This is a genomic window from Paraburkholderia sp. BGA-UO-ETr-F12 (assembly GCF_059567945.1).
Genome location: NZ_JCAQOZ010000027.1, coordinates 51847 through 77180, shown reverse-complemented (window position 1 = coordinate 77180; position 25334 = coordinate 51847). Strand labels below are relative to the sequence as shown.

The window sequence follows — 25334 nt, the reverse complement described above, 5'->3', positions numbered from 1 at the left end:
ACGATTTACTTCTTTTCCACTGCATCCCGCTTCAAAGGCCGCCATGCGTGGCCGTCGCGCGCGAGCAGCGCGTCTGCTTCCGCCGGCCCCTCGCTGCCGGCCGGATAACCGTGCACGGGCATCGCGCCGCCGCTCTTCGGATGCAGCACATCGTCCACCACGGCCCAACTTGTCTCGATGCTATCGGCGCGCTGGAACAGCGTCTCGTCGCCGAGCATGCAGTCGTACAGCAGGGTTTCGTAACCGACGTTTGCTTTTTCCGCGAAGAAGTCCGCATAGTCGAAAGACGATTGAACCGCGCCGATCTGCATCAGCGGCCCCGGCGTCTTCACATTGAAGTCGAAGCTCGTGCCGTGCGCGGGATCGATGCGCAAAGTCAGTACGTTCGGCGTTAGCGCATCGACCGGCGTGTCGCGGAACAGACGGAACGGCACCGGCTTCAGTTGCACCGAAATCTCCGTACGGCGCGCGGCAAGCCGCTTGCCCGTGCGCAGATAGAAAGGCACGCCCGCCCACCGCCAGTTCTCGACGTACACGCGCGCCGCGGCGTAGGTTTCCGTCGTGCTGTCTGGCGCAACGTCCGGTTCCTCACGATAGCCGACGCCCGCCGGCCCCTTTTCGTATTGACCGAAGACGACGTCGTCGGCGGTCAGCGGCTGGATCGCGTCGAAGATTTCGGCCTTCTTATCGCGCACGGCTTCGGCATCGAACGAATTGGGCGGTTCCATCGCGACCATGCCGAGCAACTGGAACAGGTGGTTCGGCAGCATGTCGCGAAATGCGCCGGTCTGCTCGTAAAACTTGCCGCGCCCCTCCACGCCGATCGTTTCGGCTGCGGTTATCTGCACACTGTCGATATATTCGCGCCGCCAGATCGGTTCGAACAACGCATTCGCGAAGCGCACCGCGAGAATGCTTTGCACGGTGTCCTTACCGAGAAAATGGTCGATGCGATACACCTGTGATTCGTTCGCGAACGACAGAATGTGCGCGTTCAGATCACGCGCGGTGGCGAGGTCGGTGCCGAACGGCTTCTCGATCACGATACGGCGGAAGCCGCCGTCAGCACCGTCGGCTTCTTTCAGCAAACCTGCTTTGCCGAGATGTTCGACGATCGGCTTGAAAAAGCGCGAGCTGACCGCGAGGTAAAAAATCACGTTGCCGCCCGGCGCTTGATCGAGCTTTTGCTTGAGCTTCGTGAACGTGTCGTCGGTTTCAAATTCGCCGGCCATGTATTCGAGCCGTTGCGCGACCCAGGCCCACGCTTTGTCGTCGAGCTTGCCGGCGTGGAACGTGCTGGCTTTGTCGGCGGCGAACTGCTGCAGCGACTTATGTAGATCCTCACGCCATACGCTCGTCTCGCGCTCGCCATGATTCACGCCGATGATCTTCATGCCGTCGTCGAGCAGGCCATCGACAGCGAGGTTGTAGAGCGCGGGCACCAGCAACCGTTTGGTCAAATCACCGCCCGCGCCGAAGATCACAAGCGTGCAAGGCGGCGCAGGCCGCTTGCCGGCCGGCGAAGACGGTCCCTCATGCGGACCCGCGCTGACTTTGCAACTCGGTTCGTGGCTGGCGGAAGTTGGAGTGTTCGGTGTAGTCGACATGGGATTCACTTAAGGAAGCCAATGGAATGGACGTGGCAGTACAAGACAGACCACGCTTGAACCCACACAGTTCAAAAACAAAGACCAAACCTGCCCGGCGCCCGGTACTCGTTCGCACGCTATTTGGTCACGATCGGTTCCGGCGCGGATTCCGGCGGACTTGCGGGGCTGGACGCCGCGGCCGGCGCCTCGTTCGGGTCGCCGGTCAGCGGGACATTACCCGACGCGCCCATCGCCCGCGGCTGCAGCAGCAACGCCACCAGCCCGCTCCAGCCGGTCTGATGCGAAGCGCCCACGCCACGCCCGTTGTCGCCATGAAAATACTCATGGAACAGCACGAGATCGCGCGAACGCGGATCGGCCTGCAGCAGTGGATAAGCGCCCATCACCGGACGTTCACCATTCCTGTCCTTCAGGAACAGCGTGGTTGCCCGGCGCGCCAGCTCGTCGCCGATTTCGCTAAGCGAGAACTTCTGCCCCGATCCAGTCGGATACTCGACGCGAAAATCGTCTCCGTAGTAGCGATGAAATTCGTACAACGATTCGATCAGCAGGTAGTTCACCGGCATCCATACCGGCCCGCGCCAGTTCGAGTTGCCGCCGAACACACGGGTGTCGGATTCGGCTGGCAGGTAGCGGACCGTGACGCTGGTGCCGTTGTGATTGAACTCGAACGGATGGTCGCGGTGGAATTGCGACAGCGCCCGCACACCGTGATCGGAAAGGAATTCGCTCTCGTCGAGCGCGCGGCGCAACAAGGCTTTCATCCGGTGCCCGCGCAACAGCGAGAGCAGCAGCGCGTTGCCCTTGCCCGGCTCGTCCCAGCGCGAAACCAGCCGCGCCAGATCGGGACGATGTTCGAGGAACCAGACGAGCCGTTCGCGCAGACCCGGCAAGTGGCCATGCAAACGCTCTTCGAGCACGTGCACGGCGAACAGCGGAATCAGACCGACAATCGAGCGCAGCCGCATCGGAATATTGCTGCCGTCAGGCAGGCGCAGCTTGTCGTAGAAGAATTCGTCTTCACTGTCCCAGAGACCGGTATCGCAGCCGTCGTCGCAACTCACGGCTTCGGCGATATACAGGAAGTGCTCGAAAAACTTCACACCGATATCGACGAACACATGGTTCGCATACGCGAGTTCGAGCGCGATCCGCATCAGGTCGAGTGCGTATGCGGCCATCCAGGCCGTACCGTCCGCCTGGTCGATATGTCCGCCGGTGGGTAGCGGCGACGAGCGGTCAAATATGCCGACATTGTCTAGCCCGAGAAAACCGCCCTGAAATATGTTGTGACCGTCGGCGTCCTTGCGGTTCACCCACCACGAGAAGTTCAGCAGCAGCTTGTGGAACACCAGCTCCAGAAAATCCCGATCCGCTTTGCCCGTGAGCGCACGGTCGATTTCGTACACGCGCCAGGCAGCCCACGCATGCACAGGGGGATTCGCGTCGCCGAGCGCCCATTCGTAGGCGGGTATCTGACCGTTCGGATGCTGATAGCGATCCTTCACCAGCAGCAGCAATTGACGCTTGGCAAACGCGGGATCGATCAGCGCGAACGCGGCGGCATGAAACGCCAAATCCCATGACGCGTACCACGGGTATTCCCACTTATCAGGCATCGACACGATGTCAGCGTTGCACAAATGCCGCCAATCCACATTGCGGCCGTGCTTGCGGGACTCAGGCGGTTTGGGTTGCAGCGGGTCGCCTTCGAGCCAGCGCTGCACGTCGTATTGGTAATACTGCTTGGACCACAACATGCCGGCGAGCGCCTGACGCTGCACCAGGCGTGCGTCGGGGTCGGCGATCTCATGCTGCAACGCGCCATAGAACTCATCGGCCTCGGCGATACGGCGGGCGAACACCGCATCCGCGTCGAGTTGCGCATCATCGGGACTCGACTGCGGACGCCAGCGCATGTACACCACCGCACGGCCATGCGGGCCCAATTCGATCGGCGCGTGCGCGCCCGCCTTGGTGCCGGCGTCGCGGCGTATTGCCTGTTCGTCGCTGTGGACCAGGTAGTCGTTGAAGCCGTCCTTGAATGGCCCGGCGCCGTCCATGTTGAACAGGCGTTTGACGTTGGTGTCGTTTTCACAGAACAGCCACGTCATGTGCGGCGCGTCTTTCGACCACGCTGTCACGACGATCGGTTCATGGCCATGCTGATGGCCAACCACCTGAACTCCTCCGTCGTGGTCCTGGCCTGCAACGAGCGACGGCTTGTCCTTGTTCTCTTTCCACGACCACGAATTGCGCGCCCAGATTTGCGGCAGCACGTCGAGCGAGGCCGGCTCGCCCGCGCGATTCTCGATGGTCACGCGCATCAGAATGTCGTCGGGCGCATGTTTCGCGTATTCGACCTGCACGTCGAAGTAACGTAAATCGTCGAATACACCGGTGTCGAGGATTTCGTATTCCGGCATGTCCCCGCCGCGCCGCGCGTTTTCCTGAACCAGGTCGTCGTACGGAAAGGCGGCATGCGGGTACTTGTACAGCATCCGCATGTACGAATGCGTAGGTGTGCCGTCTAGGTAGAAGTACAGCTCCTTCACGTCCTCGCCGTGGTTGCCCTGCGCGTTGGTGAGCCCGAACAGGCGCTCCTTCAGGATCGGGTCCCTGCGATTCCACAGCGCGAGCGACACGCACCAGCCGAGTTTATCGTCGCCGAAACCGGCAATGCCGTCCTCACCCCAACGGTAGGCTCGGCTGCGCGCGTGATCGTGCGGAAAGTGGTCCCAGGCGGTGCCGTCCGGGCTGTAATCCTCGCGCACCGTCCCCCACTGACGCTCGCTGAGATACGGCCCCCAGCGCTGCCAGCGCGGGCAGTCGGTGGAGTGCAGGCGGGTACCTTCGATCGTGGCGAGCAGATTGGCAGCGCGCAGCGGTGGCATGAATATGTCCTTGCGTCGGGCCTGGAGGTGGGATACACATCGTAGCGCGGTTTACGCGGCGATGGGCTCCAACCGCGCAAGCAGGGTTTCGAGGCGCAGCAACTCCCCCAGCGACCACGCCTGAAACGGCGTGCCGGCGGGCGTGTGAGGCGAGTCACCGTCGGCGATTTCGGACAGGTGGTCGAGGCCCGCGTGATCGAGATGCGCGTACAGAGGGTCGATAAAGCGCGCTTTGGCTTGTGCGCGGGCATCCGGTTCGCCGCCATGAACCCGCAACCAGGCTTCGACGAACGGGCCCAGCAGCCATGGCCAGACCGTCCCTTGATGATAGGCGCCGTCGCGCTCAAGCGGGGTGCCGCCGTAGTGCCCACGGTAGGCCGGATCGGACGGCGCGAGCGTTCTGAGGCCGAGCGGCGTGAGCAGGTGAGCTTCGACCTGATCGACCACCGCGCGCGCCGCCGCGCCTTCGAGTAACGGAAACGGCAAACCGCCTACCGCGAAGATCTGATTCGGACGGATTGAACGATCGACTGCGCCTTTGACGAAATCCACATCGACATTGTCGACCAGCGCTTGTGTCGACGGATCGGTAAACCGTTCATGAAACGCTTGCAACGCTCGCTCCGCAGGCGCCTGCCACCGCGAATTCCACGTTGCTGCAATACGCAATGCGTTGATCCAGAGCGCCTGCACTTCCACGGGTTTGCCGATGCGTGGCGTGACCACCCAGTCGCCGACCTTGGCATCCATCCACGTGAGTTGCACGCCGGGGACGCCGGCGCTCAGAAGAGCATCCTCGGCGGATGCCTTGATGTTGAAGCGCGTGCCGTTCGTGTAGCCCGTGAGGATGGTTTCAACGGCCTGCCGCAGACGCGTTCGCGTGTCGGCTTTCGCGTGGTTCGTCGCCAGATAGTCGTGCACGGCGACGACGAACCATAACGATGCATCGACGGAGTTGTATTCCGGCGTGTCGCCATAGTCGGGAAAACGATTCGGCAGCATGCCGGCGGACAAGGTGCCCGACCATTCGAGCAGGATCGCTGCGGCTTCGTCGAGACGGCCCGTGGCGATCAGCAGGCCGCGCATGGCGATGAACGTGTCACGGCCCCAGTCAGTGAACCAGGGGAAGCCGGCGAGAATCGTGCGGCCCTCGTTACGCGCGACGACGTAGGCATCGGCCGAACGCTGCAGACGTGAGCCGAGGGCGTTGCGGCGCTGCTGTTCGACGCGCGCGAGTTCAGTTGCGTGGGCGGCAGCAGGTGCGGTGCTGACCGGCACCGTTGCCGCCCCTGAGGACGCGATCGACGCGCTGAGGATCATTACCGCTTCGCCATCAGCGGGATTGAAGCTGAACACGCCGGGCGTGGCGAGGTCTTCGCTGAAATCAAGGCCACGCTCGCGCTCGCGAACGTAGCAGAAGTTCCGGTACCAATCCGGCGCGTGCGTATAAGCGCCGTTCGTTGCGACGTTGATGACCGGCAGGTCGCCATAGGGCTGCCAACTCACGCAGCCCGGGTTGTCGCTCATCCTCGCGTTAAAGTTGAACGCGAGATTCTCATGATGCAGTGCGTGGTAATCCCGGCCGGAGAGCAAAGGCCGCACTTTCAGAGTGAACGCGCCAGAAGCAGGCGCGCCGCCCAATCCTTCCAGCCGCCAACGCAAAACCGTTTCGCGCGTCGCCTTGCTCACGAATACTTCGGTCGTCACCACGCGCTGCGGATCAACCTGGAAGCGCCACGTGGGCCACGGCTCGGTATTGAATGCAAGAAGACTTGTCGTCAGATCGGGATAGATTACGTCTGGCACGTATCGCTGCATGCTCAACGGGTAACGCTTACCGTCCGCCTCGAGCCACACTTCGACTCCGTTGACGAGCACCACGCGCCCGCCAGGCGCTCGCGTGGCCGTGAGCAGCAACGCGTGATAGCGGCGCGTGCGCAGCGTGCCCACGGTTCCCAAGGCGAAGCCGCCGAAGCCGTCTGCTTCGAGCCATTCGTCTTCGAGACGCGTGATGTCGAAAGGTCTGCCGATGTGTGTCATGCGCGTACCGGGTTATGCAAACCGCAATTCATTCGGTGTGCCTGGACTTCAGGCGCGTGGCGTTACTGTGACCATTCTCCTGCTTATCGCTTTCCATTTCCTTTCGTCTAACCGACGAATTTAATAAGCCTTATTCACTCGCAAACGTTTCACAATTATTTCTCGAAAGGATTGGAGACTGCATCCGCCGCCACAAATTGGATGCAGACATGAGAACAGACACTCGCCTCGCCGGCGTCGTTCTAGTTGCGCTCGCAACTTGCGCGTTAGGCGGTTGTGGCGCCGACGACTCCACTTCTGCCTCGACGTCTTCAACGTCTTCAACATCCTCATCGCCAACCGCCGCGAACAACGCTGCCACACCAGGCACCACGATGGTCCCCGCAGCCGGCATGCCCGACGCATCGGCACCCCTCGCAGCCGACCCCGCTGCCGCGTCCGACGCCATTACCCAGAACATGCAAGCCAGCCTTGCTGCCGACAGCCAGCAAGTTACGCCCGTGATGCATTACGCCCCGGGCGACAGCGCCAATAGCAACTGATCTGATTCCACCGGCGCGCGCGAGGCGCGCTATTCTTTCCCCCCCCCGCAGAAGGTGATATTCGATGACATCAAATAGCCGTCGCCGTTTCCTGCAGACCGTGGCTTCATCGGCCGGCGCTGCTGCCGCGCTGACCGCGCTGCCCGAGTCCATTCGCAATGCGCTTGCCGTGCCCGCGTTTTCGCGCACCGGCACGATCCGCGATGTCGAACACATCGTCGTGTTCATGCAGGAGAACCGTTCGTTCGACCACTACTTCGGCCATATGCGCGGCGTGCGCGGCTACAACGACCGCTTCCCGATTCCGCTGCCGGGTGGCCAGCAACCCGTGTGGTACCAGCCGTCGAAGGAGAATGCGGCGCAACCAGTGCTGCCGTTCCACCTGAACACGGCGACGACCAGTGCGCAATGTATCGGCGACCTCGATCACTCGTGGTACCCGACGCACTACGCGATGAACAACGGCGCGTACAACCAGTGGCCGCAGTACAAGACCGACATGACGATGGGCTACTACCTGCGTAGCGACATCCCGTTCCACTACGCCCTGGCCGACGCGTTCACGGTGTGCGACGCCTATTTCTGTTCGCTGCCGGGACCGACGCACCCGAACCGCGCCTATCTGATGACCGGCATGGTCGATCCGACCGGCACCATGGGTGGCCCGCTGCTCGACAACAACGATTTCGTCGACAACGACGGCCCGCCGACTTATCAGTTGCTCTCGTGGACCACGTATCCGGAACGTCTGCAAGCCGCGGGGATTACGTGGCAGGTGTATCAGCAGGGTCTGACGGGCGCCGATCCGTTGAACGGCAACTACGGCACCAACGTCCTGCAGAACTTCGCGAACTTTATCAACGCGCAACCGGGCAGCGCCCTGTACGAGCGCGCGCAGACTGTGCGCACGATTGCGGACCTGAAGAACGACGTGCTCGCGGGCAACCTGCCGCAGGTATCGTGGCTGTGCCCGCCCGCCGCATACTCCGAGCACCCGAGCTATACGCCCGCATACGGCGCGGAATACACGTCGCAGATTCTGGACGCGTTGACGTCGAATCCCGAAGTGTGGAGCAAGACCGTGTTGTTCATCATGTACGACGAGAACGACGGCTTCTTCGATCACCTCGTGCCGCCGCAACCGGCGACGACGCCGGCCCAGGGCCAGTCGACGGTCAGCACCGAAGGCGAGATTCACAACGTGGTGAATCCGGGGCGCGGCGGCAGCTACACTGCTGACGGCTTGCCGTACGGTCTCGGCCCGCGCGTGCCGATGACGATCGTATCGCCTTGGAGCAAAGGGGGTTTCGTGTGCTCGCAGGTTTTTGATCACACGTCGGTGATTCGCTTCATCGAGACGCGCTTTGGCGTCTACGAGCCGAACATCACGGCATGGCGCCGCGCCGTTTGTGGCGACCTGACTACTGCGTTCGACTTCCGCACTCCGGACGCCTCAGTGCCGACGCTGCCGGACACGAGCAATTACCAGCAGATCGCCAACGAGTGCTCGTCGCAGCCGAAACCCACGGTGCCCACCACGCCGGTCGCCTTTGACCCGCAGGAAAGCGGTATCCGTTTCGCCCGTGCGTTGCCGTATGAGTTGCATGTGAACGGGCATGCGGACGTGAAGAAGAACACGTTTGAGATCGTGTTCGCCAACAGCGGCCGTCAAGGCGCGCATTTCTACGTGTACTCGACGAATCGCACGGACGGCCCGTGGCGCTACACCGTCGAGGCTGGCAAGTCGCTCAGCGAGAGCTTCGATCTGACGACGACGAATGGCGTGTACACCTTCGAGGTATTCGGACCGAACGGTTTCGTGCGCAAGTTTGCTGGTAACACGCAGACGGCTACGGCACAGACCGCGCAGGCGGCGGGTTGGCACGGCCACAACAAGCCCGCGGAGCCGGAAATCAAGGTGCAGTATGACGTTGCGAACGGAAACGTGTTTATCAAGTTCAGCAACAAGGGAGGCGGTATTGCGCGCTTAACGGTAACGGACAATGCGTATGGCGCGCGCACGCGTCCCGTGCTGGTGCCGGCGGGGGCGCATATCGAAGAAGGCTGGGTGCTGGCATCGAGCCACCACTGGTACGACTTGACGGTGACGAGCAACGACGACACGAGTTTTTCGCGTCGTGTGGCGGGGCACGTAGAGAATGGCCGACCGAGCATCAGTGACCCGGCGGCTGTCGCGCCGGTGTTGGTGGTGAGCTAAGGGCGAATGGGGGAAGTAGATGGGCCTCGGTTGGGTGGCTGCTGTTGGGCCGCTCGACCGAGGCTTGGCGATGCAATATTGAAGCGCGGTAGGAATCTTGCGGACGACTTGGGCCGATTGACCAAAGTTAGCGTCTTGCAACGACAACAGCAACGGCAACGTCTTGAAGAAATACCGCATCGGCGCGCGCAGCGCCGCCGGAAGTATGACTGCCTTGTCACTGAGGCGGAGTGTGCGAGGAGACAGATTCCAGATGCACCACTACCGTAGCTGCGCGGGGGACCCGCTTATGAGCTGGCGGTGTAAAGCCGCTTTCTTTTGCCTACTTTTCTTTGCGGCAGGCAAAGAAAAGTAGGTGCCGCCCCGCACAGGGGCAACGCTAATACACCACTAACAAAGCAAGGAAAGGCCAAAGGCAAAAAACCGTAGCGCAAACGAACTGCCGAGCAGGCCGCACCCAAGCCCTTAGGCCCCCAACAAGACTCCAGTCCTAAAAGCCCGCGCCCCAGTCACCCGCCCCAACGGCGCCCCAGCCGTCACAAACCGAATCGCCCGCCGCATATAAAACACACCCTCTGTATTGCTAAACAAAGTAGTAGTTTCATCAGTCAACGGATCGACAATATCGAACAGCGCTTGCCCGACACGAATCGTGTCCCCAATCCTGGCGCGATGAACAAGAATCCCGCTAACGGGCGCATAGAACTGCTCGCTACCAGCAAGCGGCGTCGCAGGCGCCAACAACTCGGGCAATGGCTTAACAGCATCAACCCAAACGGCCTTCCGCCAAACCAGATAATCAATCAACGCATCCGCATCTTCCTGCGCGACTTCATAAGAAACATCCCGCTGCCCACGGCACTCCACCGTAACAGCAATCGCCCCATTGGGCACAGGCTTATCGGCGGGCAAAGCTTGCTGCAATTGCCACCACAACAAGCTATGCGTCTCATCAAACGACTCCCCACCCGAGTTAGTCGCCAGCAACGAAGCCTGCGCCCCCAGATACCGCGCCAAAGGCTCAAACTCCGGCCACGCCGCCTCACTGGTATAGAGATGCATGACCGCTTCCAACGAGCAATGCAAATCGATCACCACATCCGCATCGAAGGAAAGCTTCAGCAAGGCCAACTGCAGCGACTCGAACTCAGTCAGCGGTTTCTGCTCAGCCAACTCAGCGCCGATCAGTTCGCGAACAATCCGCCGATTCTCCGAAGCATCCGAACCCAACGCCTCCTTAGCCCGCGCCACCAGCCCGGAGAACTGCAGAAAGTGCCGATTGAAGTTCTTGCCGCTGCCAAGATCAAAGCGTCCAAGAAACTGCCCCAGCACGTACTGGCCAAGCCCGACCGGATTCGCCACCGGCACCAGCACGATTTCCGCATTTAGCGCACCCTGCTTCTCCAGTTCGAGCAAGCGACGTTTAAGCAAAACCGTCGTCAGCATCGCCGGCGTTTCATCTGCGTGCAGCGACGACTGGATATAGATTTTCTGCCCGCTATCCAACGGGCCAAAATGAAACGACACCAGCTCACGGTGCGTGCCGATAGCCGGCGACAGAAGCGGAATTGATTGCTTATTCATGAACAGAGAATCTGAAAAAGAAAATTAGAAGGAAGATCAATTGCCGTACGGATCGAAATCGAAATACTTCTTCGCGATTTTCGCGTACGTACCGTCCTTAAGCATTGAAGCAATCGCCTCGTTCATGGACGCCTGCACCGCGGTCTCGTCCTTACGCAGACCAATCCCCACGCCACGATCGCCCATCGAAAGCGGCTCGCCGACAAAAGCAAACCCCTTCCCGGCCGGCGTGCGCAAAAAGCCGTAGTCAGCTTCGACAGTGCCGAGCAATGCGCCATCAAGCCGGCCATTCTGCAAATCGGCGAACACCTCATCCTGACTCTTATACGCGACCACATGCGCGCCAAGCGGCGCCCAATTCTTCAATGCGTACCCTTCAAACTGCGTCCCCGTCTGCACGCCAATCTGCTTGCCGGCCAACGCATTCGTCCCACCCGCAAGCGCCGAACCTTGCCGAGCGATCAGCCGCGATTTGAACTGAAACAGCTTCGAAGTGAAGAGAATCTGTTGCTCGCGCTTCTCCGTGATCGCCATCGACGAAAGAATCGCGTCGATCTTGCGCGCCTGCAGCGCCGGAATCATCCCCGAGAACTCAAGTTCGACCCACTGGCAACGCGCGTGAATGCGCCGACAGATTTCGTTGCCGAGATCGACGTCGAATCCTTTGAAGCCGCCGTCGGGCGCCTTGGCGTCCATCGGCGGATAGCTCGGATCGATACCGAGGCGCAGCGTGGCGGGGTCGGCGGCAAACGCACTACTGCTGAAAGCCAGCGCGGCGCTCAAGATCATCAGCGAGATTTTCATGGGAGGCGGGTGTGGGTTGGGCGGATTACTACGGAGTAGGGAGCCATCCTATGCCGCCGCCGCGCCTCAAAGAAGTCCCGAAAGTAATATCATGATCACTTTTACCGATCACGGAAACTCCGCATGGCGTTGACGATCTCCCAACTACGCGCATTCACCGCTGTCGCCGAGCATGGCAGCATTCGCGCTGCGTCGCGGGCGCTCGGCATCGCCCAGAGCGGTATCACGCAACAGTTGCAGCACCTCGAATCGATGCTGGGCGCGACCTTGTTCACCCGCACGAACCGCGGAATCGCGCTAACCGCGCTCGGCCAGCGCCTGTTGCAGCGGGCCGGCGCGATTCTCGGCGAATGCGAGCGGGCCGAACAGGAAGTGCAGCAATTGCGCGGCGACTATGCAGGCGAAGTCACGTTCGGCATGACCACCGAGCCGCTCGTCGACGCCTTCGCACCGGTGCTGACGGAATTCCGCGCGCGCTTCGAGCGGGTCGCGGTGCATTTGCGCACCGGTACGTCGCGGATGATGATTTCGTGGATTCGCGAAGGCACGCTCGATTTCGCTGTCGCTCTGGTATCGAAGCATACGGACACGGCCGATCTGTCCGTCACACCGCTCTATCCGTCCGATCCCGTGATCGTCTGCCGTCGCGGTCATCCGAAAGCGGGCGCCACTTCGCTTGCCGAGCTCGCCGATTGCACGTGGGTAGCAACGCGTTCGCCCAATCTCACCGACGACCCGCAAGTCAACCGGCTGACCCATCTGCTGGAGAGTCACGGCTTGCCACCGCCGAAAATCATCGCCACGGTGGAAGGTCTGTACGAGACGCTGCACCTGGTCAGTGCGACGGACTGCCTGTCGCTGGAGGCCTCGATTGTGGCGAAACGCGGGCCGTTTGCGAGCACGCTCACATCGATCAACGTGCGCGAGCGTGCGGTCGAACAAAACGTGTGCCTGCTGCAGCGTGCGGCGATTCCCATCACACCCGCCGCCCAGGAACTCGCGACGATGATCGCGTCGTACACACGCACGGTGAGGGCTCGCAGCGACCACGCTCGACAGAATTAGCCGGGCATTTCGAGCGCAATCAGTTCCTGCATGCTCTGCCTGCGCCGGATCAAACGCGGCTTGCCCTTCTCCAGCAGCACTTCAGGCGCCAGCGGCCGGCTGTTGTAGTTCGATGACATCGACGCACCATATGCGCCTGCATCGTGAAACACAATGAAGTCGCCCACTTCCGGCGTCGGCATGGCGCGGTTCGTCACCACCCCACCCGCCTCCTGCGTAAACACATCGCCCGCTTCGCACAACGGTCCGGCCACCGTGAAGGCGCCAACCGTCGCTTCACTCCGCATGCCATGGCCTTTTACTACCGTCATCTCATGACGACTGCCGTAGAACGACGGCCTCACCAGGTCGTTAAAGCCCGCATCGACCAGGACGAATTGCCGGTTCGGCCGGCGATTTAGCGCGTGCACCTCGGCGATCAGCACACCCGCTTCCGCGACAAGAAAGCGCCCCGGTTCGATCTCCAGTCTCACGTGATGTCCGAGGTGTGCTTCGATCTGCTTGCGCGCATCGTCCCAAAGACGAAAATAGTGCCCGGCGTCAATCCGCGGCTCGCCTGCGCTATACGGCACGGACAATCCGCCGCCTGCCGAAATCGCTTCGATATCGTGTCCCAGACTCCGCACCGCTTCGACCATCGCGTTGCACACGCGCGCTAGATGTGTGTAGTCGACGCCGGAGCCGATATGCATGTGCAGCCCGACCAGCTTCAGGCCGTAGCGCCGCACCATCGCTATCGCCAGCGGCACGTCGTCGAGCCAGATGCCATGCTTGCTATGCTCACCGCCAGTGTTGGTCTTGTTGCTGTGGCCGTGACCGAAACCCGGATTGATCCGCAGCCAGACCCGGTGCCCTTCAGGCGCATGCTGTCCCACCCGTTCAAGCATATCGCGCGATCCGGTGTTGACCGTAATGCGATGTTCGATCACCGTAGCCAGCGTCGCGTGATCGACGAGATCAGCCGTCAGCACCACGCCCTCAGGATCGCGATCCGGCGTAAAACCCGCCGCGAGACTGCGAGTGATTTCGCCCAGCGACACAGCATCGACCATCGCCCCTTCGTCGCGCATCAGCTTCAGGATGTGCACATTCGAACACGCCTTCTGCGCATAGCGGATCACGTCGAAGCTGCGCAGTTCAGCGATACGTTGACGAATCACGTCAGCGTCGTAGACCCAAAGAGGCGTGCCGTACTGACGCGCGAGTTCGACAAGCTGTTGTGGATTGAAAGTAGTCACGGTGCTCGGCTCTTGATCTGAAAGCATGGTTGTGACCAACATGATGCTAAGAACTGGCCATTCAGTAAAATACCTATTATTCGCCAACCCATTCATTTCTGATATAGACATCATGGCGCTCACCCATCGGCACATCGAAGTCTTCCGCGCATTGATGACGGCAGGCAGCGTCACCAAAGCGGCCGACATGCTGTTCACCTCGCAGCCCACGGTAAGCCGCGAACTTGCACGCATGGAGCAAAGCATCGGCTTTGCTCTGTTCGAACGCGTGCATGGGCGGCTGCGTCCAACCCTGTCTGCCTTGACGCTGTTCGACGAAATCAAGCGCGCGTATATCGGACTCGAACGAGTGGCTTCCACAGCCGCAAGCCTGCGCGAATTTCAAGGCGGCCAGCTTTCCATCATCGCGTTACCTGCGTTTTCGCATTCGATTCTGCCCGGCGCGTCGAAACGTTTTCACGATGCGCAGCCCGGCGTCAGCCTCTCGATCGCGACGCAGGAATCGCCCTTTCTCGAAGAATGGCTGACCGCGCAACGTTATGACCTCGGTTTGACCGAACACGACGCGCCACCCGCCGGAACCCGCCTGACGCCATTGCTCGAAGTGGACGAAGTGTGCGTGCTGCCCGATGCACATCCTTTGCTCGCCAAGCGCGTAATCGAGTTGCAAGATTTTGCGAGTCAGCGATTCGTCAGCCTGTCGTCGAACGATCCGTACCGGATTCAGATCGACGAAGCCTTCGCACAAGCGGGCATTGCGCGCCGCCAGATGATCGAGACGCCCACCGCCGTCTCCGTGTGCAGTTTCGTGCGGCAGGGGCTCGGCGTGGCCATTGTCAATCCGCTTACCGCGCTCGATTTCGCGGGGCGCAATCTGCATATCCGGCCGCTCGCCATTTCGCTGCCGTTTCGCGTGAGCGTGGTTCATCCGGAGTATCGTCCGAGCCATCCGCTCGCGGGCGCGTTCGTTGAAGCGCTGCAGAGCGAGGCCGCGGCACTGCGACTACAATTGAAAACCCATTCACGACGTAAGAAATATTAACGGCGCTGCTCGACGATCCATCCGCGCCACGTTAGTCCCCTGAACCGGAGTTTCCCAAATGATGAACCGAGACGATCCCGTCTGGCTAATTACAGGTTGTTCCACCGGCTTCGGCCGCGAGTTGGCGAAGTTGGTGCTGGAGCGTGGCTGGCGCGCGGTGGTCACCGCGCGCGACCCGTCTAAAGTGAAAGATATCGCCGAAGGGCACGGCGACCGCGCGCTGGTGCTGCCGCTCGACGTAACGAACCGCAAGCAGATCACCGACGTGGTCACTCAGGCCAAACAGCGTTTCGGCCGTATCGACGCGCTCGTCAATAACGCGGGTTACGGCTATCTGGCCGCGATCGAAGAAGGCGAGGACGACGAAGTCCGCGCAATGTTCGAGACCAATGTGTTCGGTCTCATCGATATCACGAAGGCGGTGCTGCCGATCATGCGTGAGCAGCACAGCGGCTTGATCGTGAATGTGTCGTCGATTGGCGGCCTCGCGAGCTTTGCCGCGACCGGTTATTACCACGCCACCAAATACGCGGTGGAAGGCTTGTCCGAATCGCTTGCCACTGAGGTGAAGCCGCTCGGCATCGACGTGCTGATCGTCGAACCCGGCCCGTTCCGCACGAACTGGGCAGGTCCGTCGATCAAGCAATCGGCAACGTTGATCGACGACTACGCCGCCACAGCCGGCGAGCGCCGCAAGCAGACCGAGGCGCGCAGCGGCAAACAGGCGGGCGATCCGGTGCGCGCGGCTCAGGCGATCATCGACGCCGCGCTATCGGACACGCCGCCGCTGCGTCTGCTGCTCGGCAAGGTTGCGCTCGAACTGGCACGCAAGAAGCTGGACTTCATGCGCGGTGATTTCGATGCCTGGGAAGCCACGACGGTCGGCGCGGATTTTCCGCAAGGAACGGACTAAGCTTAAAACTCGACCAGCGCGAAATCTTCCTTGCCCACGTCGCACAGCGGGCAGCGCCAGTCGGCCGGGACATCTGCCCAGCGGGTGCCCGGCGCGATACCTTCTTCCGGCAAACCGGCGGCTTCGTCGTAGATCCAGCCACAGATCACGCAGACCCATTGTTTGAAGTCGTCCGCGGACACCGCGCTTGGTGGCGAAGCCGTCTCAGCAGACGCTGGCGACGCCGGCGTTGCATCGAGGCTTACCACCAACGGCGCTGCCGTTCCCACGCTGCTTTCAGCAAGGCGGGTCTGCAAGCTTTCCAATAGCCGTTGCGCTTCGGCCTGCGTCAAATCGATCCAGTACGGATCGCCGGCGCCGTCGTTGAGCCGTTCGGGGGAAAACTGGATTTCTACCGCTACGCCCTTCTTATACATGGCAAATCGGGATATCGATGAAGCCGACGGCGAGCGCCGGCTTAGGGTCGGATGCTTGAAGCGAGCGCTTTATAGCGGGAGATGGGGTCAGACAAACTGGTTCAGTACGATCGCTGCGATCAGTCCGGCGGCGCCGATGATGCCCAGCAATTGCAGCAGGGTGAGGGACTTACGGGATGCGGTGGGGATTTGTTGCGTAGTCACGGAGCTATTCTTCAAGGTCGGAAAAAGCGAAATGGTACACGGGTCGACGTCCGACGCATCTCGATTGGCGCAAACCCGCGTGTGTCAGATGCCATTATCGCCGCTCGAACGGCCAGAATTCCCCACCGGCTGGAGATGGATTAATTCCCCAGCGAGTGGAAAGTTGTAATCGACGCGAGCGGCAATGGCTGCTTGGAACCGCCCTTCACCAGCGCCACCGCCATGACGGCGAGACCTACCAGCAACACGACAACCGGCATCACTGCATGCAGTTCGGTACTTATCGACTAGCACCCTCAAGCGGATCTTTATGATTTTGGCTTTACCGATCGATGAGCCCGCACTGAATGCGTGTTATGCGTCTCGTTATAGCCGGCGCCGCCGGCGTACCGCTCATCGTCGCCGACGATTGTGCGGTCCGCTGTAGCGCCAAAAAACTCGAATATTAGGTATTCGACAATCGGTTGCCGTGGCGCGAATCCCAGAAACGGATCACCTGAGCATCGCCCGTGCCCGCGCCCACTACCTGATCGGGCGCGCCGCTCTCGCGCAGCAACGCGCGTAGTTCGTTGATGACCGGAAACACCTCGTGATTCCAGTCCGCACCCTGCGTATCGTGCGCGCGCTGCTCGGCTTCGACGATCTCGCGGTCTTCCTTGAAAATGCGTTCGGTGAACCACACGAGCAACGGCCACGCGAGGTTGAGCACGCCGGGAATTCCCGGTTTGCGAATCGACAGCAGGCCGAAGGTGCGGTTCGTGCGCTGTTCGCGATCGAGCGGCACGTAGACAATCCACAAGTCCATCACCAGTGTCTGTTCGGACGTGCGGATCTGCAGCGTCTGATACGGATACTCGGTGCGGATCGTCATGACGTCCTTGTCGTTGTCACCGCCCGCCTTGCGGCTCTGGCCGAACACGATCGCTTCGCCGATCGGCTGCTGGCCGGCCATGCGCGCAAACGTGTAATCGACTTCGACCCAGCCTTCGCCGCGCCGCCGACCCAACGACCGCGCGCGCATCTGCCCCATCTGCCGGCGATGCAGGAACTGATGGTTCATATCCATCAGGTTCTCGTGCATGAACGAGTAGTGGCAATTCACCGGACGGCCGAAACGGCGCGTCTTGTACTTCTTGTCGGACACGGAGCCGAACGCCGGTAACGGCCGTTCGTTGGCCAATTCGGCGTTGCCGGGAAAGACGAAAATCAGGCCCTCGATCTCGCGGCACGGATAGGAGCGCACGCCATTCGGCAAACGTTCCCGGCCCAGATACGGCACGTCGATACATTTGCCCGAGCAGTCGTAAGTCCAGCCGTGATAGCCGCAGCGGATCGATTCACCGTCCACCACCCCCTGATGCAACGGCACCTGACGATGCGCGCAACGATCTTCGAGCGCGAACACCTTGCCGGACTCCGTACGCGCCAGCACGATCGGCTCGCCCGCGAACGTCACACCATGCGTCTTGCCCCGCTTCACTTCATGCGACCATGCGAGCGGATACCAGTAGTCCGGGTGAATACCGACACGGCGCAGATCGCGCACCGGGGCATCGGGGGCGGCCTGATTGGGCGCGCCTGCATTCCCGGTTGCTGGGGCTTGGGTTTGCGCGGCTGCCTGAGCAACCGACGCATCGACCGGCGCATCGACGATGTCTTGTTCGAGCGGGGGAACAGCATGCATGTGTGGGGCCTCCGTGCACGAGCGGATAGAAGGTCACCGCCCTGCAATTCGCAGGCCGGTATCGTTGCACAGTCTACTAGAAGCCGAAGCCCCGTGGTTCCATGGCAGACACGGCACGCCATGCCGCCACCCGGCGGACCATGGCCGCAAGCGCGCCGGTCTGCCGCTATGGCCGTGTCAGATAAGGCGATTGAAGACGATTGGCTAGTGACTTTCGTCGTGCGTGACGAGCCCGGAGCGGCGTTGCACGCCCCACGAGCGGCCGCCGCGCAGGAAATGGAGCCAGCCAAGCAGTGCGCCGACGTGCCGCACCAGCTGAAACGTGAACGGCTCGGCGATCGCCGCGAGGACCGCCATCCGCAAACTGGAGCCGGTGCGCAGTCCGGTCCAGCGGCGGTATAGATGGATACACCAGAGATAGAACGCCAGATCGATCGCCGTTTTGAGGCCAATCACGCTGAAAATCGACACGACGATCGCGCCATGGCCGCCGAACAGAAAGCCGAGCAACAGCGCGAAGGCAGTCAGCCCGTAAATCGGCTGCATCGTATCGATGGCCTTGACCGGCAGCATCAGCATGCCCATCGTGCCGTAGCGCGGGTTGCCGGTCATATCGCGGTTCCAGTATTGCGTTTGCAGGAAGCCCGCGAACCAGCGGCGCCGTTGCCGCAGGAAACTGCCGAGGTTATCCGGCGCGTCGGTACGCGCGCGGGCGTCGCCGACCACACGCACGTCCCAGCCGAGACCATGGTCGACCGAATAGCGGCGCAGCCGATGAATCAGTTCGTAGTCTTCGACCAGGCACTGCGGATCGAAACCGCCCACGTCGACCAGCGCATCGCGCTTGAACGACGCGAAGGCGCCTGAAATCAGCAGCAGACTGTCGGCGCGCATCCACGCAAAGCGGGCGATGAAGTTGCGCATGTATTCGTAGGTCTGGAACCACTGGAACACACGGCCCGACGCTGATTTGCCGCACACCGGCACCAGAATGCCAGCCGCCGCGACCAGCTTCGGCTCGCTCGCGAAAGCGGCACGCATCGCGTAAGTGGCGTCGTCTTCGAGCAGCGTGTCGGCGTCGACGGTCATGACGGTGTCGGTGGTCATGACCATGATGGCGGCGTTCAGCGCGCGCGCCTTGCCGCCGTGCGGCACGCGCAGCCAGTAGAGATTGGGGTAGAGCGTACTTGGCGCGCTCAGCACGCCCTCGGCTGCGGCGACGAGGCCGAAGCGTTCGGTGAGCAGCGCGTGGGTCGCATCGGTGGAACCGTCGTCGGCAATCACGATTTGCGCCGGACCGTGGGTCTGGCGCAGCAACGCCGCGAGCGTGACCGGCAACACCGTCGCCTCGTTGTGGGACGCGACGATCACCCCCATGTCCGGCAGGGCGTGCGGATCGACATCAGGTCCATCAGGTTCGAGCGGTAACGTAGGCCGCATCAGCGGCAATGTTTTCCACGTGACGAACGCGAGCAGCAATGTGTCGTACACCACGTACGCAATCCCGGTCGACCACGCCACCACACCTTGCAGAAAGAATGCGCGCGCGAACAACAGCAGCCACAACACAACAACGCTGAGATGAATCAGCGAACTCAGCAGCGTCGTGGGACGCGGCAGAATGCGCGGGGAGGCAAGGGCAAGCGCCTGTTCCAGAGTTTTCTTCAAAATGACTGCTGAGTCCGTCGTTGATGCGGTTGTTAGAGTAAAGACAGCGCGATTGCGCTTACGGCACCATGCGCTTCAGAACCGACTTCCGATCGATCCATTGATGCTTCAACGCGCCGCCGATATGCATGGCCAGCAGCGCATACAGCGCATAGCCAAGCCACGTATGCAAAGCGCCGAAGCGGTCGTGCAAGGTCTCCTTGAGCGCCGGGTCGAGGTGCATCACATAGCCGATGCGCGGCCACGGGAACAGGTTGAACAGCCGCATCGGATGCGTGGCCGCATCTTTCCACGCGGAATCGTGCAGCCAGCCGGACAGCGGCAGTGCAATCATCAGCAGGTACAGCAGGAAGTGGGCCGCATGCGCGGCGACCTTCTCCCACGACGGAAACTCGCGCGGCAACGGCGGCGGCTTGTGCGACACGCGCCACAAAATGCGCATCAGCGCGAGGCCGAGCACCGTGATACCGATCGACTTATGGGTATCGACCACCGGACGCACCCAGTCGTCAGGCCAGGATTCAGCGGTCAGGCCAAGTACGACATTGCCGATCATCAACAGCGCGATCAGCCAATGCAGCGCGATTGCCGTGCGGGTATAGCGCGACGGCTGCAAGGCGCCGTTCGAATCGGTCAGGGAATCGGCGTGGGTATTCATGGTCGTTCCGTCTGCAAATGGGGTTCCCAGCGAAAGCTATTTGAAAATTCGGCCATGCCGGACAGGTCCAGTCGCGCCGCCGTATCAGGCTAACGTGCCAGTGTGCCGTTTTATTCCGCCGGGCGCTTAATTGTGTGTTTCCGTTTATTTCGCCCGCATCCAGCGAATCATGCGTTGAGCGCCGCGGCAACGCGCGTCTGCAAAGCCGGCAGCACCTCGGCTTCAAACCATGGATTGCGCTTGAACCAGGCAATATTGCGTGGCGAAGGGTGCGGAAGCGGCACCAGGTCGGGACCATATTCCCGCCAACGCAGCAGTGTATCGGTGAGCGTCGGCCCGAACGCGTCACTGAGACCAAAGCGCTGCGCGTATTGACCGATCAGCAGCGTGAGCCGCACCTCGCGCAACTGGGCGAGCAAGGTTTGATGCCAATGTGCGGCGCATTCTGGCCGCGGCGGCAGATCGCCACTCGCGCCTCTGCCTGGAAAGCAGAACCCCATCGGCACAAGCGCGAATTTCGAGGCATCGTAGAAGGTTTCGTCGGAGACCCCGAGCCAGGTCCGCAAACGTGCACCGCTCGCATCGTTCCATGGAATGCCGGAAGCATGCACGCGCGCGCCCGGCGCCTGGCCGATGATCAGAATGCGCGAATCAGCCGATGCCACGACAATCGGCCGCGGCGCATGCGGCAGTACCGGCGCGCAAACGGTACAGGCGCGAATGTCGAGCAACAGCCGATTCAGTGAAATCGCTTTCGTGACGGTCATAACCAGCGTTTCTATCCTGCGTACTTCGAGAAGCGCTACGTTTACCCCGTCAATGACGCCGGGTCAACCGCGGCACCGCGGCACCGCGGCACTGTTCACCGCTTCACAAACCGGTAGTGTCCCACGCCCCACTCGTTGCCCTTCGCATAGCCGAACAACTCAGCCACGGCCATGTAGAACATCCGCCACCGTTGCAGCCACACAGCGGCGTCACGCGCGCCATACGTCTCGACGAGCATCGGCATCACACGATCGCGCGCCGCATCGAGCGCGGCGAGCCATTGATTCGCCGTGCGCTCGTAATGTGCGCCACTCACCCACCACTGCCGCTCCATCCGCAGATCGTCCTGAAAGTTCAGCAGGAGCGCTTCGGACGGCATCGTGCCACCGGTGAAAAAGTACTTCGACATCCAGTCGCTGCCGTCCTGCACCTGAAAGTGATAGGCCAGCGTGCGATGCGCGAAGAGATGCACGAACAGCTTCGCGTCGTTGCGCATCCAGCGCGAAATTTTGGCAAGCAGCAGCCCGTAGTTCTTCATATGCTCGAACATTTCGATCGACACCACGCGATCGAAGCCATCGCCACGCTGCGCTTCGTCGAATTCGAAATCGACAACATTGCCCGTGACCACCGAAAGATTGCGCAAGCCGCGCTCTGCCGCACGCGCTTCGATGAACGCGCGCTGCCCGTGCGAATTCGAGAGCGCGACAATCTGCGCGTGCGGGTAACGCGCCGCCAGCCACAACGACAACGAACCCCATCCGCAACCGAGATCGAGAATCCGCTGGCCGTCGGCCAGCTCTGCGCGTTCGGCATAGCACTCCAGCATCGCCACTTCGGCTTGCGCGAGCGTCTCGTGGCCGGTCGGGTACAAACAGCACGAATACTTCAGATGCGCTCCGAGATGCGCATGAAAGAATGACGCCGGCACCTCATAGTGCTGCGTGTTGGCAGCCTGCGTTTCGATAGCAATCGGACTCGCGCGCAAGTGATCAAGCAGACGGTTGAGCCGTTGCGCGCGCAGCTCGCCATTGTCGATCGCTTCGTCACGCAAACGCCGACGCATCAGTTGACGCATGCCGCAACGGATCAGGCCATCGGGCAGCCAGCCGCGTTCGCAGCATTGGATCAGCCAGCCATCGCGTGCCTCAGCGGGAGACGGCGGCATGGTATGGCCGGTGGTGGAAAGGCTCATGAGGCTAACTCCCTATCGTTGTTCCAAACTCGTCTGAACGTTCACCAATACCCTGGCCGGTTCATCAATGCCGCGGCGGCCACGGAATCAGCGCGCTGGTGGTGCGCATGTACTCGGCGTAGCCGGCGCGCCTTTTGGCCATGCTTTCTTCGAGCAGCGGGATGCCGGAGAGCTTCAGCAGAAGGAAGGCCATCAGCACCGGTGGCAGCAGCGTGAACCATCCCCAGGGCGTGCCGACCGACAGCGCGAGGTAAGCAAGCCAATGCACGCATTCAAAGAAGTAGTTTGGATGCCGCGAATAGCGCCACAAACCCACGCGGCAGACGGTGTCGTGATTGGCAGGGTCCTGCGCGAAACGTTTGAGTTGCCGGTCCGCAATGCTTTCGCCGGCTACCGACACGATCCACAACGCGATAGCCAGCAGGATCCAGCCGATCGCCGGTGGGCTGCTGCGGTAAGACGGCATCATAAAGGCGATCGACAGCAGCATCGAGACAACTACTTGCGACTGAAAGAGCCAGAACATCTTGCCAGCCGCCTTGTTGCCCCATGTTTCGCGGAAGCGGCGATAGCGCGCGTCTTCAGCGCCGCCGTAATTCCGTTTCCACAGGTGCGTGCCGAGCCGCACTCCCCAAACCAGACCACCCAGCGCAGTCAATGCCCGCGCCACCGGGTCGCCGTTGCCGAGCACGGCGTAGAGCACGGCGACCAGACCGAGCGAATAAGCCCAGACCGGGTCGATCATGCCGGCGTTTTTGGTCTTCAACTGCCACACCCAGACGGCGCTGAAGATCGCAATGAGCCCAATCAGGGCGACCACGGCGGCGGCGAGTGGCTGCATGAGGGTCCTCGTCCAAAGTTGACACGGCTTATACGCCGTAAGGGCAGGATCGGATGCACCGGCCATGTTCATTGCCTGCATAAAGGGACTCGTGGCCGGTTCCGTCAACGTGGCATTCGCGCTCACTTTTGGTGCAATCTGGCCCAAGGTCCCAACCGCCGCGTTAGCCATGCTGACGGGATTCGCGGGCTACGGCGTGAGTCTCGTGTTATTCGTCGTCGCACTGCGCAATCTCGGCACCGCGCACGCGCATTTCCCGGATATTCATCATCGACATACACATTGAATTCCCGCACCGCCGCACGGTACGGGCACCTGCTGCAGTGCAAGACAAAAAATTTATCTGGAACGGTTCATACGATAGGCCGATTCAATTGGCATCGCGGTGAAACGCATCCTCTAATACAACTCCTGTTGTGCGCGCCTGTTTATTTCACCCCCACCTGCCCACCCCGCTTGCCCCGGAGATATCCATGTCCCAACCCGAGCCTAATGTCGACGAAGTGGTGAGAAGCATCGCAGAGGAAACCGATACCCCCACGGAAACGGTCTCGAAGATGTATGCAGACACACTCGCCGACTACCGGCACGAAGCACGCGTGTTCGATTACGTGCCGCTGTTCGCCGCGAAGAAAGTGCGCGACAAGCTGCGTCATACGTCGAAACACAAACACTGATACGGCGGCGCGCGGAGACCACCGCCTGCCTGATAACACTTGATAGCACTCCGGATCGACCCCGCCCGCTCGCGCGGCGATTCGCCAGAACGCGTATCGATTTATTTTTCCCACTGCTAGACTCTGACCCGGATACATGGACTCGGGGGAAGATGGCAATGCGGGTGACAATCGTAGGCGCCGGGATTGCCGGCTTGAGCACAGCATGGTCGCTCTCGAAGCTGGGACACGACATCACGCTGATCGAGCAGGGCTCGATTCCGAATCCGCTCGCAGCCTCGGGCGACCGGCACCGCATGATTCGCCGCGCCTATGGTGACGCCGACGGCTACGCACGCACCATCAGTGAGGCGTTTGACAGTTGGGATCTGCTGTGGAATGACCTGGGCGTGTCCCACTATGCGAACTGCGGCGTGCTAGGCATTTCGCAACATGCCGGCGATGGCGCCGCGCATTTCCGCACCGGCCTCGACCGGATGAAATTCGAGTATGAACTGCTCGACCCGCAGGAAGCAGCCGGGCGCTACCCCTTTCTCGACCCCGCCACGTTTCGCTACGCTTACCTCGATCACGACGGCGGCGCGCTGTTCAGCGAACGCATCGCACGCGATATGAAAGCGTGGCTCAAGATGCGCGGCGCGGACATTCGCACCCATGCCAAGGTGCTCGCAGTGGACGCGCATGCGGCCTCCGTGCGAATCGACGACGACACCATCATCCGCGCCGACCGGCTCGTGGTCACCGCCGGCGCATGGACGCTGCAACTGTTCCCGGCACTCGCCGAAAATCTGATGACCTATCGCAATGCGGTCGCCTATATGGAGCCGCCGGCGGATCTGGCGCACGCGTGGTCGACTGCGCCCGCTATCGTGGATATCGGTGGTGACAACGGCGGCTACGTGCTGCCGCCGAGCGACGACATTGGTCTGAAGTTTGGCGCTGGCGTGCACAAATCGCGTGCACCCGATCCTGATGCCAATCGCGATGCGGCGCCCGGCGAGGGCGACAGCCTGCGCCGCCTATTTTCGCCGCCGCTCAGCCGCATCGACGAATATACGGTTACCGAAGTAAAAACCTGCATCTACACGTTTACGGCGGATAGCCGCTTCTTTTCGAAGCGCCTCGGCAACACACTGGTGGTATCGGCATGCTCGGGGCACGGCTATAAATTCGGCGCGGCCGTCGGGCGCCGGGTCGCACAAGCGCTCGAAACGGATGACGACACCATGCTCGCGCGTTGGCTCAGGGCGGAAGCGCCCTGATCGTTAGCAGG

At 61.4% G+C, this 25334-nt stretch carries 20 protein-coding genes and 1 pseudogene; 8 read left to right on the top strand and 13 right to left on the bottom strand.

The genetic code is table 11. From position 1 onward, the window contains the following. Positions 1-5: 5 nt before the first annotated feature. The 3 genes from zwf to AC57B6_RS11255 all read right to left on the bottom strand — a co-directional run bounded on the left by zwf (position 6) and on the right by AC57B6_RS11255 (position 6544). Entirely contained in the window at positions 6-1607 is a 1602-nt protein-coding gene (zwf, locus tag AC57B6_RS11265) for a glucose-6-phosphate dehydrogenase (protein WP_496421341.1), read from the bottom strand. A gap of 119 nt (positions 1608-1726) precedes the next feature. Next, positions 1727-4504, bottom strand: coding sequence for an MGH1-like glycoside hydrolase domain-containing protein (locus tag AC57B6_RS11260; protein ID WP_496421340.1), 2778 nt, complete (start codon positions 4502-4504; stop codon positions 1727-1729). A gap of 51 nt (positions 4505-4555) precedes the next feature. Beyond that, positions 4556-6544, bottom strand: coding sequence for an amylo-alpha-1,6-glucosidase (locus tag AC57B6_RS11255; protein WP_496421339.1), 1989 nt, complete (start codon positions 6542-6544; stop codon positions 4556-4558). Positions 6545-6918: 374 nt separating this feature from the next. Here AC57B6_RS11255 and AC57B6_RS11250 point away from each other — a divergent pair, with 374 nt between their 5' ends. Together AC57B6_RS11250 and AC57B6_RS11245 are read left to right on the top strand one after the other, a co-directional pair. Then, entirely contained in the window at positions 6919-7086 is a 168-nt protein-coding gene (locus AC57B6_RS11250) for a hypothetical protein (protein ID WP_278501928.1), read from the top strand. A gap of 64 nt (positions 7087-7150) precedes the next feature. Beyond that, entirely contained in the window at positions 7151-9304 is a 2154-nt protein-coding gene (locus AC57B6_RS11245) for a phosphocholine-specific phospholipase C (protein ID WP_496421338.1), read from the top strand. Between the two features lie 465 nt (positions 9305-9769). Here the strand turns inward: AC57B6_RS11245 and AC57B6_RS11240 are convergent, their stop codons facing one another. Together AC57B6_RS11240 and AC57B6_RS11235 are read right to left on the bottom strand one after the other, a co-directional pair. Then, positions 9770-10888 carry a succinylglutamate desuccinylase/aspartoacylase family protein gene (locus AC57B6_RS11240; RefSeq protein WP_028195905.1) on the bottom strand — a complete coding sequence of 373 codons (1119 nt, stop codon included), beginning with the start codon at positions 10886-10888 and terminating at the stop codon, positions 9770-9772. A 36-nt stretch (positions 10889-10924) separates the two neighbouring features. After that, on the bottom strand, positions 10925-11692 hold the full coding sequence (locus AC57B6_RS11235; protein ID WP_496421337.1) for a transporter substrate-binding domain-containing protein: 768 nt from the start codon (positions 11690-11692) through the stop codon (positions 10925-10927). Between the two features lie 123 nt (positions 11693-11815). Here AC57B6_RS11235 and AC57B6_RS11230 point away from each other — a divergent pair, with 123 nt between their 5' ends. Next, a complete protein-coding gene (locus AC57B6_RS11230) occupies positions 11816-12757 on the top strand; it encodes a LysR substrate-binding domain-containing protein (protein WP_046572124.1) in 942 nt (313 codons plus the stop codon). On the opposite strand, the gene lysA is transcribed toward AC57B6_RS11230, so the two are convergent. Further along, positions 12754-14022 (bottom strand): diaminopimelate decarboxylase, encoded by a 1269-nt coding sequence (gene lysA, locus AC57B6_RS11225; protein ID WP_496421336.1) that lies wholly within the window; start codon positions 14020-14022, stop codon positions 12754-12756. The genes AC57B6_RS11230 and lysA overlap by 4 nt on opposite strands. An 85-nt stretch (positions 14023-14107) precedes the next feature. On the opposite strand from lysA, the gene AC57B6_RS11220 reads away from it, so the two are divergent. Both AC57B6_RS11220 and AC57B6_RS11215 read left to right on the top strand, forming a co-directional pair. After that, entirely contained in the window at positions 14108-15037 is a 930-nt protein-coding gene (locus tag AC57B6_RS11220) for a LysR family transcriptional regulator (RefSeq protein ID WP_496421335.1), read from the top strand. Positions 15038-15095: 58 nt separating this feature from the next. Then, on the top strand, positions 15096-15950 hold the full coding sequence (locus AC57B6_RS11215) for an oxidoreductase (RefSeq protein WP_144194484.1): 855 nt from the start codon (positions 15096-15098) through the stop codon (positions 15948-15950). A gap of 2 nt (positions 15951-15952) precedes the next feature. Here the strand turns inward: AC57B6_RS11215 and AC57B6_RS11210 are convergent, their stop codons facing one another. The 7 genes from AC57B6_RS11210 to AC57B6_RS11180 all read right to left on the bottom strand — a co-directional run bounded on the left by AC57B6_RS11210 (position 15953) and on the right by AC57B6_RS11180 (position 23384). Beyond that, a complete protein-coding gene (locus tag AC57B6_RS11210; protein WP_025495981.1) occupies positions 15953-16366 on the bottom strand; it encodes a rubredoxin in 414 nt (137 codons plus the stop codon). Between the two features lie 649 nt (positions 16367-17015). Beyond that, positions 17016-18254, bottom strand: coding sequence for a Rieske 2Fe-2S domain-containing protein (locus AC57B6_RS11205; protein ID WP_025495980.1), 1239 nt, complete (start codon positions 18252-18254; stop codon positions 17016-17018). Between the two features lie 204 nt (positions 18255-18458). Next, the gene (locus AC57B6_RS11200) at positions 18459-19922 is read right to left on the bottom strand and encodes a glycosyltransferase family 2 protein (protein WP_030103746.1); all 1464 of its coding nucleotides are present in this window, start codon (positions 19920-19922) and stop codon (positions 18459-18461) included. Between the two features lie 58 nt (positions 19923-19980). Then, positions 19981-20580 carry a cytochrome b gene (locus tag AC57B6_RS11195; RefSeq protein ID WP_025495978.1) on the bottom strand — a complete coding sequence of 200 codons (600 nt, stop codon included), beginning with the start codon at positions 20578-20580 and terminating at the stop codon, positions 19981-19983. 167 nt (positions 20581-20747) lie between these two features. Beyond that, positions 20748-21347, bottom strand: a complete 600-nt coding sequence (locus AC57B6_RS11190) for a uracil-DNA glycosylase family protein (protein ID WP_496421334.1) — start codon at positions 21345-21347, stop codon at positions 20748-20750. A gap of 95 nt (positions 21348-21442) precedes the next feature. Continuing rightward, positions 21443-22543: a class I SAM-dependent methyltransferase gene (locus AC57B6_RS11185; protein WP_491564655.1), complete on the bottom strand. Its 1101-nt coding sequence runs from the start codon at positions 22541-22543 to the stop codon at positions 21443-21445. A gap of 64 nt (positions 22544-22607) precedes the next feature. After that, the gene (locus AC57B6_RS11180) at positions 22608-23384 is read right to left on the bottom strand and encodes a DUF1295 domain-containing protein (protein ID WP_496421333.1); all 777 of its coding nucleotides are present in this window, start codon (positions 23382-23384) and stop codon (positions 22608-22610) included. Between the two features lie 40 nt (positions 23385-23424). Between AC57B6_RS11180 and AC57B6_RS11175 the strand changes: the two are divergent. The 3 genes and pseudogenes from AC57B6_RS11175 to AC57B6_RS11165 all read left to right on the top strand — a co-directional run. Next, positions 23425-23628 (top strand): annotated as a pseudogene (locus tag AC57B6_RS11175) (EamA family transporter); the annotation flags it as partial. Between the two features lie 229 nt (positions 23629-23857). Further along, positions 23858-24061, top strand: a complete 204-nt coding sequence (locus tag AC57B6_RS11170) for a DUF3562 domain-containing protein (RefSeq protein WP_028195916.1) — start codon at positions 23858-23860, stop codon at positions 24059-24061. Between the two features lie 158 nt (positions 24062-24219). Continuing rightward, entirely contained in the window at positions 24220-25323 is a 1104-nt protein-coding gene (locus AC57B6_RS11165) for an NAD(P)/FAD-dependent oxidoreductase (protein ID WP_106356284.1), read from the top strand. Positions 25324-25334: the final 11 nt, after the last annotated feature.